This is a genomic window from Serratia sp. PL17 (assembly GCF_017832355.1).
Classification (GTDB): Bacteria; Pseudomonadota; Gammaproteobacteria; order Enterobacterales; family Enterobacteriaceae; genus Serratia.
On sequence record NZ_JAFIBY010000001.1, the window covers coordinates 334127 to 350571 of the forward strand.

The following is a 16445-nucleotide window of genomic DNA, read 5'->3' on the forward strand; positions in this document are numbered from 1 at the left end:
TTATCTATACGTTATTCCTTTCCTTCGTAATTCCCCTTGTGTTCCTCATGTCTTTTATCTTGTTGTTTTTTCTTATTTTAGTTGGCATCACTTCGCTGGTTTTTTTTCGTGTTCTACCTTGCTGATATGTGCTTTCTCTACCTATAGTTAAAAAAAGTATCTGCAGTCTCGAGCATGTTTGGGGAGTCTTCTTTAGGATTTTCTTTATTTTCATTATTTTTTAAGAATTTCCTTAGAGGTAATTGATGCGGATTGGGCTGACAGTGCACATGATGTAAGGGCAGAAAGTGAATCAATTTATACCGCGTAATGAAATTGCGGATGTTATACGGACACGTACCAAAGTCTTTTGGACCGTTGGCATATTCACCGCATTTATTAATTTGTTAATGCTTGTTCCTTCAATCTATATGCTCCAGGTGTATGACCGGGTGCTCCCATCACGCAATGAGATCACGTTGCTGATGTTGACGCTGATTATGCTGGGAATGTTCGGCATGATGGCGTTGCTGGAGTATGTGCGCAGCATGGTGGTGATTCGCATCGGCAGCCAATTGGATATGCGATTAAATACACGGGTTTACACCGCTGCGTATGAGTCTAATCTCAAAAATGGTTCCTCTGACGCAGGGCAAATGCTCGGTGATTTGACCACCGTACGGCAGTTTCTGACGGGCAGCGCGTTATTTGCTTTTTTCGATGCACCCTGGTTCCCGATTTATCTGCTGGTGATTTTCCTGTTTAACCCTTGGTTGGGTCTGTTCGCGCTGGTTGGTTCACTGCTGCTGATCGCGCTCGCCGTGGTCAACGAGATGGTATCGAAAAAGCCCCTGGCTGAAGCTAGCAAGCTCTCGATCATGTCCTCAAGCTTGGCTAGCACCAATCTGCGTAATGCCGAAGTGATCGAAGCATTAGGCATGTTGCCGAACTTAAAAGGCCGATGGTTTAACCTGCATCAGCGTTTCTTGAATAGTCAGCGTATAGCCAGTGAGCGCGCTACTACCGTAACCTCAATCACTAAGTTCGTTCGCCTTTCTCTACAGTCTCTCGTGCTGGGGTTGGGCGGCTGGTTGGCGATTGACGGCCACATCACTCCGGGCATGATGATTGCCGGCTCGATTCTGATGGGGCGTACGCTTGCTCCTATCGAGCAGGTCATTAACGTCTGGAAAAGCTGGAGCTCGGCCAAATTATCTTATCAGCGATTGGTAAAATTGCTGGATAAGCACCCACCGCGCGGTATGGGCATGTCCTTGCCACGGCCGGAAGGGATTGTCTCTGTAGAAGGGGTGACGGCCACACCTCCGGGATCGAAGGCGGATGCGGTATTACATAATGTCAGCTTTGCCATTCAACCGGGTGATGTGTTGGGGATTATCGGCCCAAGTGCTTCCGGTAAGTCAACGCTGGCGCGTTTGCTCGTCGGTATCTGGCCGGTTAGCGAGGGTATCGTGCGGCTCGATAATGCCGACATATACCAATGGAACAAAGACGAACTGGGGCCCTATATCGGTTATTTACCGCAGGATATTGAGTTGTTCGGTGGCACTATCGCCGAAAATATCGCGCGGTTTAACGAACTGGACGCAGAAAAGGTCATCGAGGCCGCTAAACTGGCCGGCGTGCATGAGCTGATACTCCGTTTTCCAAACGGTTATGACACGATCATCGGCAGCGGTGGGGCGGGATTATCCGGCGGGCAAAAACAACGTATTGGTTTGGCGCGCGCACTGTATGGCGATCCGTCCCTGGTCGTACTGGACGAGCCTAATTCCAATCTTGATGATGCCGGTGAAAAAGCGCTGAATCAGGCAATACTGTTCCTTAAACAGCGTAATAAAACGGTGATTCTGATTACTCACCGTACCAACTTGCTGTCGATGACCAGCAAGCTATTGCTGTTAGTGAACGGCACCGTCAATGCATTTGGCCCTACGCAGCAGGTATTGCAAGCGCTGAGCAATGCGCAAAAGGCGCAAACCCCGCAGCAAGCGGTGCGTGCAGTCAATTCCGAGCCGGACGAAGGCAATATCCCAAAAACTCAAATTAATTAAGCTGTGAACTTGCCGGCGGCGCTGAGGCGCTGCCTGCAGTCAAAGGAGTTGGTATGTCTACGCACATTGGCGAGCCGCAAGACTCGTATTCAGAACAAATCCCACAGGATGAGCGGCGCTTTACCCGCATGGGGTGGTTAGTGGTTGGTCTTGGTCTGTTTGGTTTTTTCGCATGGGCAGCATTTGCGCCACTGGATAAAGGGGTCGCGTCACCCGGCTCGGTCACCGTTTCTGGCAATCGCAAAACGGTACAGGCACCGGCCAGCGGTATCATCAAAAACATTGCAGTTAAAGAAGGCGACAAGGTTAAAGCGGGCGAGGTGTTGGTGCAATTGAGTCAGGTACAGGCTCAGGCACAGGTTGATTCTCTTCGCGATCAGTATTACACCACATTGGCCACTGAAGGCCGTCTGCTTGCTGAACGCGACGGTTTAAGTAAGGTCACTTTTTCCCCCGTTTTCGAACAAATCCAGGCTCAGCCACGCGTAGCCGAAATCATCGCATTACAAACGCAGTTATTTTCGTCTCGTCGCCAAGGGCTACAAAGCGAAGTTGATGGCTATAAACAGTCTATGGACGGTATGCGCTTTCAACTGAAAGGCTTGCAGGATTCTCGGGTTAACAAACAGATCCAGCTTTCCAGCCTCCGTGAGCAGATGAACAGCATGAAGCAATTAGCCGCGGACGGTTATTTACCGCGTAACCGCTATCTGGAAGTGCAGCGTCAATTTGCGGAAGTGAACAGCAGCATTGATGAAACCGTCGGACGAATTGGTCAGGTACAAAAACAGCTGCAGGAGTCTCAGCAACGGATCGATCAGCGGTTTGCCGACTATCAGCGTGAGGTCAGAACCCAACTGGCACAGACTCAGATGGACACCAGCGAGTTCAGAAACAAGCTGGAAATGGCGAATTTTGATCTTGGTAATACGGCTATCACTTCGCCGGTGGATGGCACCGTCGTCGGATTGAATATCTTTACTCAGGGGGGCGTCGTGGGAGCGGGTGACCACCTGATGGACGTTGTACCCAGCCAGGCTACTCTGGTGGTTGATTCTCGCCTTAAGGTAGAGCTGATTGACAAAGTGTACAACGGGTTGCCGGTGGATTTGATGTTTACCGCTTTCAACCAGAACAAGACCCCGAAAATCCCGGGGACGGTGACATTGGTTTCTGCCGACCGATTGGTGGACAAAACCAATGGCGAACCCTATTACCAAATGCAGGTTACCGTTTCCCCAGAGGGCATGAAATTGCTCAGTGGGGAAGACATTAAACCCGGTATGCCTGTTGAGGTCTTTGTGAAGACCGGTTCGCGTTCACTGTTAAGTTATCTGTTTAAACCTATTTTGGATCGCGCTCATACTTCATTAACCGAGGAATAATTTTGATTCAATTTAAACGACAGGTTGCTGGCCTTACTATCAGTACCCTCTTGTTTGCGATATCTGCGCCGGTTCATTCGATAGGGATAATAGACGCATATTCGCTGGCACTTGAGAAAGATCCGACCTTCCGGGCGGCAATAAAAGAGAAAGAAGCGGGAGACGAAAACGAAAACATCGGCAGGGCAGGGCTGCTGCCGAAGGTATCACTTAATTATCAGAACTCACCGAGAAACTGGCAGACGCAGAAGTATCCGGCGAGTGACTTTTTTGGCAATGTGAGCGAAGTGACTCAACGGCAGCAGTACCGCAGTTATTCCAGTTCGGTAACGCTGACGCAGCCGCTGTTCGACTATGAGGCTTATGCGCGTTATAAGGCTGGTGTGGCGCAGACCTTGATGTCTGACGAACGCTACCGCGGCAAGTTTCTGGACTTGGCGGTACGGGTGATCTCTGCCTATGTTGAAGTGGCTTATTCCAAAGACCAAATCGCTTTGGCTTCAGCGCAAAAGGCGGCTTATAAAGAGCAGTTGGCACTGAACGACCGTTTAATGAGTGCAGGGGAAGGCACCATTACTGACGTTTCTGAAACTCAGGCTCGCTATAGCTTGGCAGAAGCCCAGGAGATTGAAGCGCGCGATGCGTTAGATTCGGCTCAGCGTGAGCTCGAGGTCATTATTGGCGTGCCGCTCAACCAACTGGATGAGGTACAGGTCTTGCGTCCTGGGAAATTCCAGGTAGCCCCATTGATTCCTTCAAAGTTTGAAGAGTGGCAAAAAATCGCTCTCGAAAATAACCCTATGCTGGCTGCATCGCGTCACGGCGTTGATGCAGCGAAGTATGAAGTAGAGCGTAACCGTGCAGGCTTCATGCCGCAGGTGCAGCTTTATGCTTCACACTCGGAAAACGACTCCAGTAGCGATAATACGGTCAACCAGAAGTACCGCACCGACAGTATCGGTGTGCAGGTAAGTATGCCGATCTATGCCGGCGGCGGCGTTTCCGCCTCGACTCGCCAGGCGGCGGCACGATATGGCCAAGCGATGTATGAAATGGATACGCAAGTCGGCAGTACGCTGAACGATCTGCGTAAACAATTCAATCTGTGCATCAGCAGTCGAGCAAAGTTGGCTGCATACGAACTGGCGGTTAAATCAGCGACCACGCAGGTAACGGCAACACGTCAAAGTGTCTTGGCGGGGCAGCGCGTTAACGTTGATGTGCTCAATGCAGAACAACAACTCTACAGCGCCCAGCGTGACCTGGCTTCGGCCAAGTACACCTACATAAAATCCTGGATCACATTGTTGAGCGATTCGGGAACGCTGGATGAAAAGGATGTTAAGCGCGTAGCGCAGTATTTTGCTGCAAATCGCTGAACAGATTGGCTGAAATAGGTTGAATGCTTTGCATGAGTATTTATCTGAAAGAGCAGCTCTGAGCTGCTCTTTTTTGTCCCAATACGTTATGTTAGCAACAAGTAGTGCTCTTCCCATTGCCTTCAACACTGATTTTTCAGTATAGGTTACCAATATATGTATGGGCATGTGTCGGCTTAGGGAAGAGTGCGTTTTAACGCGATTGTAACTTTTTGTGTGTAATTGTATGACTTTTATAATGGTGGGTCAGCAGTCTCTAAGCAGTACTCTCATTTATAAGACAGATGACTGGGTAAAGGGTTAACAATGTCAAAACTAATTCCTGTGGTTATGGCCGGTGGTACTGGCAGTCGCTTATGGCCACTTTCACGTGAGTCATTCCCCAAACAATTTTTATCTATCGACGACAGCGGATTTAGCTTGTTGCAGCAGACCCTACAGCGTTTGTCTGGGCTGGAGGGTGTACAGGTTGCAGCGCCTTTGGTGATCTGCAATGAAAATCATCGGTTTTTGGTTGCGGAACAACTGCGTGAAATTGATCAACTGGCGACCAACATTATTCTAGAGCCTGTGGGACGCAATACTGCTCCTGCTGTAGCGTTGGCTGCACATCTGGCCGCAGAGGAAGACGATGACAGCATACTGCTGGTATTGGCCGCCGATCATTTGATTAAAAAGGTGGAAAACTTCCACTCGGCAATAAAAACGGCTGTTCAGCATGCCACCGAAAACAGCTTGGTGACCTTTGGTATTATTCCTGGGCATCCAGAAACGGGTTATGGCTATATCAAGCGTGGCAGTGAGCTTTCTGGCGAATGCTTTAAAGTCGACGCTTTTGTGGAGAAGCCTTGTCTGGAAAAAGCCATTGAATATCTGGCGAGCGGTGAATTCAGTTGGAACAGTGGCATGTTCATGTTTAAAACGGCCAAGTTCCTGCAAGAGTTGGAGCAGTTCAGCCCCGAAATTTTCGCTACAACGCAGCAGTCTGTGGTCGACAGCCAACGTGATATGAACTTTATCCGTGTTGATCAGGAGATATTTAAGCATTGCCCAAGTGATTCTATCGATTACGCAGTGATGGAAAAAACGCGAGATGCTGTGGTGATCCCGATTGATGCCGGCTGGAGCGATGTAGGTTCATGGTCATCTCTGTGGGAAGTCTCTGAAAAAGATGAGTTAGGGAATGTGAACGTCGGTGAGATTATTTCCATTGATTCAAACAATAACTATATTTCATCCGATGCTGCGTTAGTTGCTACCATCGGTTTAGACGACCTGATAGTGATCAACACCAATGATGCGTTGCTGATCTCGACTAAGGACAGAGTTCAGGACGTTAAGAAAGTGGTTGATGAGCTAAAAAAACGTAATCTTCATCACTTCCGGCAACATTCCTCCTCCTATCGCCCCTGGGGTAAGATTTGTGATATCGACAGCGGTGAGCACTTCCAGGTAAAAAAAATCATTGTTCGCCCTGGAGAAGGGCTTTCTGTCCAACGTCATCTTCATCGTGCTGAACACTGGGTGGTCGTTAGCGGTACAGCAAAAGTGAATGTTGATGATAAAGCGTTCTTTTTATCAGAAAATCAATCCACCTTCATACCTGCAGGCAGTGTCCATACACTGGAAAATCCAGGGAAAATCGATCTCGAGATCATCGAGGTCAGATCAGGGTTTTACCTGGAAGAAGATGATATTGAGCGTTTGCACGATCGGTACGGCAGAGTCTAATTAAAGGGTTCGGTGATGGAAAAGTTAACGTGTTTTAAAGCTTATGATGTTCGCGGTAAATTAGGTGAAGAATTGAATGATGATATTGCCTACCGTATCGGTCGTGCTTATGGCGAGTTCCTAAAGCCAAAGAGCATTGTGCTGGGTAGCGATGTGCGCCTGACCAGTGAAAGCCTGAAGTTATCCTTGGCAAAAGGGTTACAAGATGCGGGTACCGACGTTATCGACATTGGCATGACTGGGACTGAAGAGGTGTACTTTGCCACTTCACATCTGAAGGCCGATGGCGGCGTTGAAGTCACTGCCAGTCATAACCCGATCGACTACAACGGAATGAAATTGGTTCGCGAAGGTTCGCGCCCTATCAGTGGCGATACTGGTCTGCGCGCTATACAAGAGTTAGCGGAAAACAACCAATTCCCGGCCCCTTCTGCAGTGCGTGGCAGCTATATTCGCCAGGACGTGCTTGGTGCATATGTAGAACACATACTTTCATACGTTGATGTAAAAAACTTCAAACCGTTGAAACTGGTGATCAACTCAGGTAATGGTGCAGCCGGTCATGTGATCGACGCCATTGAAACATCTCTCAAGGCTCTGAATGCCCCGTTGGAGTTTATCAAAGTTCATCATCAACCCGACGGTAGATTCCCCAATGGTATTCCCAATCCATTGCTGCCTGAGTGCCGTGCAGATACCGCCAATGCGGTGCGCGAACACGGTGCGGATATGGGGATCGCTTTTGATGGTGACTTTGACCGTTGTTTCCTGTTTGACGAAAAAGGCGATTTTATCGAGGGATACTATATCGTCGGCCTGCTGGCGGAAGCTTTCCTGCAAAAACAACCAGGCGCAAAAATCATTCACGATCCGCGCCTGAGCTGGAACACGATTGATGTGGTGAGCGAGGCTGGCGGTGTGCCGGTAATGTCAAAAACTGGCCATGCTTTTATTAAAGAGCGTATGCGTGCGGAAGACGCTATCTATGGTGGTGAGATGAGCGCCCACCACTATTTCCGCGATTTTGCTTATTGCGATAGCGGCATGATCCCATGGTTGCTGGTGGCTGAATTGGTCAGTGTGAAAGGCCAAACGTTGGGGCAATTGGTGCAAGATCGTATAGCTGCTTATCCGTCCTCAGGTGAAATCAACATCAAGTTGACTCACCCAGCTGTCTCTATTGAAAGCGTCAAACAGCATTATTTGGCGCAGGGTGGTGAGGCAGATTATACCGATGGTATCAGCATGGAGTTTGCCGACTGGCGTTTCAACCTGCGTTCATCCAACACTGAACCGGTAGTTCGCCTTAATGTTGAGTCGCGTGCCGACGTCGCTTTAATGAAAGAAAAAACAGAAGAAATCCTGGCTTTGTTGTCTCGTTAACAGGGCGCGCTCTTTTTACTTCAAACAGGGCTGCTTGGCAGCCCTGTTTGCTGTGGTGAGGAAATCAAATGTCCAGACGATTTCACTTAGTGTTGGCATTGCTATCTTACTCATTTGATTTATCCTAACTCCCTGCGGTTGCATGGCTCTTAATAGTGTTTTTTGTTTGTTTTTGATACGTAATTTTCTTGAACTCAATGTTTTAGGGCGTTTTTAATAAAGAAGATTAAAGATTTATAACTTTAGCGCATTAGGTGCGCGTGAGGAGTTGTTGATGGCAGTTCTAGTCACCGGCGGTGCCGGATATATTGGTTCTCACACAGTCTTGACCTTACTCGAGCGTGGCGAAGATGTCGTTGTGCTGGATAACCTGTCGAACTCGTCAGAGGAATCATTGCATCGTGTAGAACAGCTGGTGGGTAAAGCCGCCATTTTCTACCAAGGTGACATCCTGGATGGAGAATGTTTGCGTTATATCTTTGAGACGCATGATATCTCTTCGGTGATCCATTTCGCTGGGTTGAAAGCCGTTGGTGAGTCAACCCGCAAACCGTTGGAGTATTATCAAAACAACGTTGCCGGGACTTTGGTATTGCTGGAAGCAATGCGACGGGCCGGCGTACATCAGTTTATCTTCAGCTCTTCAGCGACGGTATATGGTGCTAACTCCCCAGTTCCTTATGTAGAAACCACGCCGATAGGCGGTACCACGAGTCCCTATGGCACGTCGAAGTTGATGGTTGAGCAAATTCTGCAGGATTTCGCCAAAGCGGAGCCGGAGTTTTCCATCATCGCCTTGCGTTACTTCAATCCGGTAGGTGCACACGAATCTGGTTTGATTGGTGAAGATCCCAACGGTATTCCAAACAACTTGTTGCCTTATATCTCTCAGGTAGCGATTGGCAAGCTTGAGAAGCTGGGCATTTTTGGTGGGGATTATCCAACGGAAGATGGCACCGGGGAGCGTGATTACATCCACGTGATGGATCTGGCAGAAGGCCACCTGATGGCCATGGATTCCCTGAAGAAAGTCGAGGGTTTTAAAGCTTACAACCTGGGCGCAGGGATAGGGCACTCGGTATTGGCGATGGTGCATGCTTTTGAAAAAGCATCTGGCAAGGAAATACCTTATCAGATATTACCGCGCCGTGACGGCGACCTACCTGCATTTTGGGCTGATGCGAATCTTGCACGCCGTGAACTGGGGTGGGAAGTTCGGCGTGGCATCGATGAAATGATGCGCGATACCTGGAATTGGCAAAAGAACAACCCACAGGGTTACCGCAGCAAGGATTAGCGAAAATCTAAGGATAATTCTAAAAAGCCCATATTTTATGGGCTTTCTTTATTGGTTTGGTTAGTGGCTTCCATTGAGACTAATTCTTTTGAATTAATAATCATTCTCAATAAAGCGGATTGTAATAACCATTATCATTATAATCACGCTATCTATTAAGTTGTGATGTACTCAAGACGGTGTATTGTACAAGGTTGTTCGTATTACTAATGTTTTATGCAGACCGGTGTCGTTATTTTGTTGTTAATTTTTAATGTGTTATCTGTTTTTTTTTTTGACTCGTGGATAACGGTTAGACAGATAGCTTTTTGTCTATGTGGTGTTAATGTATTAACGCTCAACATCGGTGTATACTTCAGGCCGAAGAAAACTAATATCGTTTTGGCAGCACGCTTAAGAGCAGCTAATGGCCATAAAACGTCATTGTAATGATTTTCTGACGTGTTGCATTAATGAAACTGAAGTTGTTGGGAGTCCCCACAGAAATGCTAAAAGCTGTCATTCCAGTCGCAGGTCTCGGTACCCGCATGTTACCGGCTACAAAGGCTATCCCGAAGGAAATGTTGCCGGTCGTTGACAAACCCCTCATCCAATACATTGTGAATGAATGTGTCGCTGCCGGCATTAAAGAAATCATTCTTGTCACGCATTCGTCAAAAAACGCTATTGAGAACCACTTTGACACATCGTTTGAACTGGAAAGCATGCTGGAATCACGCGTTAAGCGCCAGTTGCTGGAAGAGGTGCAATCGATCTGCCCGAAAGGGGTCACGTTGATGCATGTGCGTCAGGGGCAATCCAAAGGATTAGGCCATGCAATTTTGTGTGCTCGTCCACTGATTGGCGATGAGCCTTTTGCTGTGCTGCTGCCAGATGTTTTAATGGATGATGTCGCATGTGATCTGGCAAAAGATAATCTGGCTAGCATGATCGCCAGATTTGGCGAAAATGGCCGTAGCCAGGTCATGGTAGAACCTGTGCCTGAAAAAGACGTATCTAAATACGGTGTAGTGGACTGCAGCGGTACGCCTGTGGCACCAGGGCAGAGCGTGCCGATGCGCGCAATTGTCGAGAAGCCACCAATGGATGAAGCGCCTTCGAACCTGGCGGTGGTTGGCCGCTACGTGTTGGCTGCAGATATTTGGCCATTGCTTGAGAAAACACCTTACGGTGCGGGTGGCGAAATTCAGTTAACAGATGCCATTGCAATGCTGATGGAACAACACCCCGTAGATGCTTTTGCCTTGGTAGGACGTTCCCATGACTGTGGCGACAAACTGGGCTACATGAAAGCCTTCGTTGAGTACGGTCTCCGTCATCCTGCGCAGGGCAAGGAATTTGCAGCATGGCTGAAAGACCAACTGGAAGCTTGAACTGACACTGCCTGATGAATCCAGTCGATTCCTAAAGTAAAATGAAACGGTTGGATGTAACGTAAAGCTGCACTCCCCCATGAAAGATGCATTGGTGTTATGGGGGAGTAAGATATGAGCTGTTTAATTTTTCAATAAAATTAATGGGTTATGATTAGAGTGCTCTGGTTGCCGTAATGCCAGGGGCGGTAGCGTGGTTACAAAAACTCTTAAAAATTATCCTGAAGTTCACTCAGTCGATCCTGCGGTTTGGCAGTGTTGCTAATTATTATCGATGCCAGTTGAAATAATATTAGGTTTCAATTGTTAGGGAATTTCAATCTTAAATCGAGTTTCAATATGAAGTATAGTCTAGGTTATCTCTGGGATTTGGCTGCGGTCATTACAGAGAAAGAATTAAAAGTCAGATATAAAAGCAGTTTCTTTGGTTATTTATGGTCAATTGCTAACCCATTACTCTTTGCGATGATCTACTACTTCATCTTTAAGTTGGTCATGCGGGTTCAAATACCAAACTATACAATATTTATTATTACCGGGCTTTTCCCGTGGCAGTGGTTCGCGAGTTCTACAACCAATTCACTATTTTCTTTTATTGCGAACGCCCAAATTATAAAGAAAACCGTTTTCCCACGCTCTGTTATTCCATTTAGCAATGTATTAATGGAGTGCTTGCATTTCCTATGTACCATACCAGTAATTATCGTATTTCTTTACATATACGATATGCGGCCCTCCATTGACTGGCTGTGGGGTATTCCTCTTATTGGCATTGCACAAATGCTTATGACTTTCGGCATTGCAATGATGTTGTCGACATTGAATCTGTTCTTCCGTGATCTAGAAAGATTCGTAACATTGGGTATTATGCTTATGTTTTATTGCACACCCATACTTTACTCTGGGGATATGATTCCACAAGAGTATCGGTTTCTAATCGATTACAATCCGTTGGCAAACATGATTCTCAGTTGGCGTGATCTCTTTATGAATGGTGTTCTTGACTATCATCAGATCGGCATGCTCTATGGATATGCGCTGTTGTTTATCATCATTGGTGTTAGCATTTTCAATAAGTTGAAATACAGATTTGCAGAGATATTATAATGAGCGTAGCTATAGAGTTTAAAGATGTCACTAAGCGCTATCCGTTATACCATCATATTGGCTCTGGCATTAAGGAGTTGATATTCAATCCGCGCCGCGCGTTAAGTTTGTTGAGTGGTCGTAGTTATTTAGCGATTGAAGACATCAGCTTCCAAGTGCAGAAAGGCGAGTCGGTTGCACTTATTGGCCGCAATGGTGCGGGAAAGAGCACATCACTTGGCTTAGTTGCCGGCGTGATGAAACCTTCATCCGGTACTGTAAGTGTCGTTGGGCGCGTTGCGTCAATGTTAGAATTGGGCGGTGGCTTTCATCCCGAGCTTACTGGAAGAGAGAATATTCGGCTTAACGCTACGCTGTTGGGTTTACGTCGCAAAGAGTTAAAACAGCGGCTGGATAAAATCATCGAGTTTTCCGAGTTGGGTGAGTTTATCGATGAACCCATTCGTGTATATTCAAGCGGCATGCTAGCGAAGCTTGGGTTTTCCGTTATCACGCAGGTTGATCCTGATATTTTAATTATCGATGAAGTCTTGGCAGTCGGTGATATTTCATTTCAGCGTAAATGTATTGATACCATCAACGAATTTAAGAAAAAAGGTGTGACAATTCTATTTGTTAGCCATAATCTTTCAGATGTCGAAAAGATTTGTGATAAAGTTATTTGGATTGAAAACCATAAAATGAAGGATATGGGGGATGCCCATTCTATTATTTCCCAATACAGGGAAGCAATGTCATGATTTTTATGATTTTAATCACTAGGTAATCTGAATGAACAATATCAAAATATATACTTGCCACCATAAACCAAGTGAATTTCTTGACTCAACCTTGATTCAGCCAATCCATGTTGGAAAGGTTAATAGTTTAAGCGAAATTGGCTGTTCAGGTGATGACACTGGCGATAATATCTCGTTTAAGAACCCTTTTTACTGTGAATTGACAGCTCATTATTGGGTGTGGAAAAATGCAAAACCTGCAGATTATGTTGGGTTTATGCATTATCGCCGCCATTTCAATTTCTCAGAAAATCAAAATGCCTCTGAAGATAACTGGGGTGTAGTCAATCATGAGAGGGTTGATAGTGTATATCATAAAAAATTTGGCTTAAACGATAAAAGCATCACTCAGTGCTTGGCCGATGTTGATATAATACTACCAAAAAAATGGGACGTAAGCGCGGCAGGCAGTAAAAACAACTATCAACACTATAAAGTTTCTAATTATCTGCATATCGAAGATTACGATACAGCATTGGAAATTCTTGAGCAGCTATACCCTGAGTATAAGTCAACAGCCGATAAGTTCAATAGTGATTCAAAAGGCTATTACACGAATATGTTCGTCATGAGAAAAGATATATTTGATGATTATTCGACATGGCTTTTTTCTATCTTAAATAAACTAGAAGATAAAATTCGGTTTAAAAATTATAATTCTCAAGAAAAACGAGTCGTTGGCCATATTTCAGAACGCCTGCTGAATATTTATGTTAATTATCAAATTGAGCTGCATGGTTTCAAAATCAAGGAATTGCAAAGAACTTTTGTTCAGCAAGAGACCTCCAATGCTAAATTGAACCCGGCATTCCCTATTAATAATGTTCCGATCGTTATTTGCTTTGATAATAACTACGCCATTAGCGGTGCTGCACTACTTAACTCGATTATCAAAAATGCCAATCCGAAAGTAAACTATGATGTGGTTGTCCTGGAGAATGGTGTTTCTTTAACTAACAAAAAACGTTTCTTTTCGTTGATTTCTGGATTCGATAATGTCAGTTTGCGTTTCTTCGACGTTAATGCTTTCTCTGAAATAAAAAGCGTCTTTACGCGTGCACACTTCAGCGCGGCAACTTATGCACGTTTGTTTATCCCTAAACTCTTCGCTGATTTTGAGAAGGTTATCTTTATCGATTCGGACACTGTGGTTGAAAGTGACTTGGCAGCCCTGATGGATGTGCCGATGGATAATAACCTGGTGGCGGCGGTAAAAGATATCGTGATGGAAGGATTCGTTCTATTCGGGGCAATGTCACAATCTAGCGATGGCGTGATGCCTGCGAAAGAGTACTTGTCGACCTCATTGGGTATGACGGACACTGACGGATATTTTCAGGCCGGAATTTTAGTATTCAACATTGTGCAGATGAATCGTGAGAATACGCATGCCTGTCTAATGGATGCGATGAAAAGTAAGTCTTATTGGTTCCTGGACCAAGATATCATGAATAAGGTATTCCATGGTCGCGTGTATTATTTACCGCTTGAGTGGAATGTTTATCATGGTAACGGCAATACCGAGGATTTCTTCCCCAACTTGCCTTTCGCCACCTATATGCGGTTTCTTGAGGCGCGCAGTAATCCGAAGATGATACATTTTGCCGGGGAGAATAAGCCTTGGAATACACGTCACGTGGATTTTTTCGATAACTATCATAAAAATATCGTTAATACGCCTTGGGCTCTCGAGGCTTACGAGCGTCTTATCAGTTCTGCTGCCATTTTGCCTGCAGGACAGAAAAAAGCAGCAGTGCCAGTGCTGTTGCAGACAAAGTTGAAGAACACTTTGATGCCAATGCTTAATCGCTTGGCGCCAAAGGGAACGTCGCGTCGGAATATTATGACAAAATATTTCTATAAAATTAGGCGCGTAATTATTGGATAATATAATGATGAATAGCAAAAGAATATTAATCGTAGGTGCCGGATTCTCTGGTGCGATAATCGGTCGTCAATTGGCCGAACAAGGGCATTTGATCCAGATTATTGATAGCCGCGATCATATTGCCGGGAACTGCTACGATGCCCGGGATGCGAAAACTGATGTTATGGTGCACACCTATGGCCCCCATATCTTCCATACTGACAATGAGCAGGTATGGAATTTTGTTAATCAGTATTCGACGATGATGCCTTATGTTAATCGTGTTAAGGCGACTGTTAATGGCCAAGTTTTCTCGTTACCAATAAATTTGCATACGATTAACCAGTTCTTTAAAAAGACCTGTTCACCGACGGAAGCCAAAGCCCTGATCGCGGAAAAAGGCGATAGCAGCATTACGGAACCTCAGTCATTTGAAGATCAAGCGTTGCGTTTTGTTGGCCGAGAGCTCTACGAAGCATTTTTTAAAGGTTACACCATCAAGCAGTGGGGAATGTCACCCGCTCAGCTGCCAGCCTCGATTCTCAAGCGTTTACCTATTCGCTTTAACTATGATGATAATTACTTTAATCATAAGTTTCAGGGGATGCCGAAAGACGGCTATACCAAGATGGTAGAAGGTATTCTGGATCATCCTAATATCTCTGTGTCGCTTGGTACTCATTTCCAGGCGGAAGAGCGCGGAAACTATGCTCATGTATTTTATAGCGGCCCGCTGGATGCGTTTTACGGTTTCCAATTCGGTCGTTTAGGCTACCGCACACTGGACTTTGAGAAATTCTCTGTGGAAGGAGATTATCAAGGCTGTGCCGTAATGAACTATTGTGAGCAATCGGTGCCTTATACCCGCATAACTGAGCACAAATATTTCTCTCCGTGGGAGCAACATGAAGGGTCTGTTTGCTATAAAGAGTACAGCCGCGCATGTGATGACGACGATATCCCTTACTATCCGATTCGGCAGGTTGGTGAAATGAGCCTGTTGGAAAAATACGTCGATTTGGCTGAGAAAGAACAAAATATAACCTTTATTGGTCGCCTGGGTACCTACCGCTACTTGGATATGGATGTGACTATCGCCGAAGCGTTGAAAACTGCTGAACTCTATCTTGCCAGTTTAGATCAGACGACTGCTATGCCGGTGTTTACGGTCAGCATCAGATGAAAACCGCGGCGTTAATTGTTACTTTCAACCGCCTGGAAAAATTGAAACAATGTTGGACGGCAACCGCTGCGTTGCCGTTTGATCACATTGTTATTGTTGATAACGCTTCAACTGACGATACAGAAATTTGGCTGAAGAATATCGAAGATCCACGTCTGCATGTGGTAAGTGCCGATCAGAACAACGGCGGTGCGGGAGGCTTTAAGCTGGGTTCCAAGTTCGTTGCGGAAAAAATAGACGCCGATTGGGTGTTTATGTTTGATGATGATGCTTACCCGGATACAGATTTGCTGAGACGTTTTGTTAGTGTGGCAAAGTCTAAACATGATGCGTACTGTTGTCGGGTAGTGGATATGCAGGGGGCGCTTTGCAAAATGAACGTGCCTTTCAGTAAAATGCCGACCTCGTTGCTAAAGACGTTAGATTATATTGTCCGGCCATCTCGCTATACTCCTGCAGAGTCGACGGCGTCGGAGGTGGTGACTCTTTCATTTGTTGGTGCAATAATTCGCAAAGACGTTTTAGCTGCCAATATTGAGTCTATCTGGTCAGAACTCTTTATTTATTATGATGATCTTTACTTCTCTTACAGGTTGAATCAACAGGGATATCGATTCCGGTACTCGCCAGAGCTGCTGTTCTTGCATGATGTAGCATCGGCTAATGGGGGGATCAACCCTCCGTGGAAGGTATACTATCTGGTCAGGAATTTGTTGCTCTCCAGAATGTTGTTCAAAAAAAATGAGAGGCCTTACTCATTCGGAGCCATCGTGTTACGTATTGCTAAATATTTACTTTCTTTTACCTTCCAAGGTAACAAAATCGAATATATTAGATATGTAATGCGCGGTATTGTTGACGGTATATCACGTAAAAATGGTAAACGACATTAGCCGGTAAGAGTTAA

General features: G+C 45.8%; 12 protein-coding genes. All 12 read left to right on the forward strand.

Annotated features, from left to right (window positions below; genetic code table 11):
- Positions 1–287: 287 nt before the first annotated feature.
- Positions 288–2054 (forward strand): type I secretion system permease/ATPase, encoded by a 1767-nt coding sequence (locus JOE25_RS01585; RefSeq protein ID WP_209632464.1) that lies wholly within the window; start codon positions 288–290, stop codon positions 2052–2054.
- Positions 2055–2107: 53 nt separating this feature from the next.
- Positions 2108–3439 (forward strand): HlyD family type I secretion periplasmic adaptor subunit, encoded by a 1332-nt coding sequence (locus JOE25_RS01590; protein ID WP_209632465.1) that lies wholly within the window; start codon positions 2108–2110, stop codon positions 3437–3439.
- A 2-nt stretch (positions 3440–3441) separates the two neighbouring features.
- Complete coding sequence (locus tag JOE25_RS01595) at positions 3442–4818, forward strand: TolC family outer membrane protein (protein ID WP_209632466.1); 1377 nt, start codon at positions 3442–3444, stop codon at positions 4816–4818.
- Positions 4819–5124: 306 nt separating this feature from the next.
- Positions 5125–6549, forward strand: coding sequence for a mannose-1-phosphate guanylyltransferase/mannose-6-phosphate isomerase (locus JOE25_RS01600; RefSeq protein ID WP_209632467.1), 1425 nt, complete (start codon positions 5125–5127; stop codon positions 6547–6549).
- Between the two features lie 15 nt (positions 6550–6564).
- Positions 6565–7932, forward strand: a complete 1368-nt coding sequence (gene cpsG / locus JOE25_RS01605) for a phosphomannomutase CpsG (protein WP_209632468.1) — start codon at positions 6565–6567, stop codon at positions 7930–7932.
- Positions 7933–8206: 274 nt separating this feature from the next.
- On the forward strand, positions 8207–9229 hold the full coding sequence (gene galE / locus JOE25_RS01610) for a UDP-glucose 4-epimerase GalE (protein WP_209632469.1): 1023 nt from the start codon (positions 8207–8209) through the stop codon (positions 9227–9229).
- Positions 9230–9714: 485 nt separating this feature from the next.
- Positions 9715–10602, forward strand: coding sequence for a UTP--glucose-1-phosphate uridylyltransferase GalU (galU, locus tag JOE25_RS01615; protein WP_209632470.1), 888 nt, complete (start codon positions 9715–9717; stop codon positions 10600–10602).
- A gap of 339 nt (positions 10603–10941) precedes the next feature.
- Positions 10942–11709 (forward strand): ABC transporter permease, encoded by a 768-nt coding sequence (locus JOE25_RS01620; RefSeq protein WP_209632471.1) that lies wholly within the window; start codon positions 10942–10944, stop codon positions 11707–11709.
- The gene (locus JOE25_RS01625) at positions 11709–12449 is read left to right on the forward strand and encodes an ABC transporter ATP-binding protein (protein WP_209632472.1); all 741 of its coding nucleotides are present in this window, start codon (positions 11709–11711) and stop codon (positions 12447–12449) included. Before JOE25_RS01620 ends, JOE25_RS01625 begins: the two co-directional genes overlap by 1 nt.
- A 31-nt stretch (positions 12450–12480) precedes the next feature.
- Positions 12481–14376 (forward strand): DUF4422 domain-containing protein, encoded by a 1896-nt coding sequence (locus tag JOE25_RS01630; RefSeq protein ID WP_209632473.1) that lies wholly within the window; start codon positions 12481–12483, stop codon positions 14374–14376.
- A 7-nt stretch (positions 14377–14383) separates the two neighbouring features.
- Positions 14384–15538: a UDP-galactopyranose mutase gene (glf, locus tag JOE25_RS01635; RefSeq protein WP_209634144.1), complete on the forward strand. Its 1155-nt coding sequence runs from the start codon at positions 14384–14386 to the stop codon at positions 15536–15538.
- Positions 15535–16431 (forward strand): glycosyltransferase, encoded by an 897-nt coding sequence (locus JOE25_RS01640; RefSeq protein ID WP_209632474.1) that lies wholly within the window; start codon positions 15535–15537, stop codon positions 16429–16431. Before glf ends, JOE25_RS01640 begins: the two co-directional genes overlap by 4 nt.
- Positions 16432–16445: the final 14 nt, after the last annotated feature.

What these genes read in the sequence shown, in the direction of transcription:
- JOE25_RS01590 (WP_209632465.1), top strand. Translation starts at nt 2,108, where the DNA reads ATGTCTACGCACATTGGCGAGCCGCAAGACTCGTATTCAGAACAAATC.
- JOE25_RS01600 (WP_209632467.1), top strand. Translation starts at nt 5,125, where the DNA reads ATGTCAAAACTAATTCCTGTGGTTATGGCCGGTGGTACTGGCAGTCGC.
- cpsG (WP_209632468.1), top strand. Translation starts at nt 6,565, where the DNA reads ATGGAAAAGTTAACGTGTTTTAAAGCTTATGATGTTCGCGGTAAATTA.
- galE (WP_209632469.1), top strand. Translation starts at nt 8,207, where the DNA reads ATGGCAGTTCTAGTCACCGGCGGTGCCGGATATATTGGTTCTCACACA.
- galU (WP_209632470.1), top strand. Translation starts at nt 9,715, where the DNA reads ATGCTAAAAGCTGTCATTCCAGTCGCAGGTCTCGGTACCCGCATGTTA.
- JOE25_RS01620 (WP_209632471.1), top strand. Translation starts at nt 10,942, where the DNA reads ATGAAGTATAGTCTAGGTTATCTCTGGGATTTGGCTGCGGTCATTACA.
- JOE25_RS01625 (WP_209632472.1), top strand. Translation starts at nt 11,709, where the DNA reads ATGAGCGTAGCTATAGAGTTTAAAGATGTCACTAAGCGCTATCCGTTA.
- JOE25_RS01630 (WP_209632473.1), top strand. Translation starts at nt 12,481, where the DNA reads ATGAACAATATCAAAATATATACTTGCCACCATAAACCAAGTGAATTT.
- glf (WP_209634144.1), top strand. Translation starts at nt 14,384, where the DNA reads ATGAATAGCAAAAGAATATTAATCGTAGGTGCCGGATTCTCTGGTGCG.
- JOE25_RS01640 (WP_209632474.1), top strand. Translation starts at nt 15,535, where the DNA reads ATGAAAACCGCGGCGTTAATTGTTACTTTCAACCGCCTGGAAAAATTG.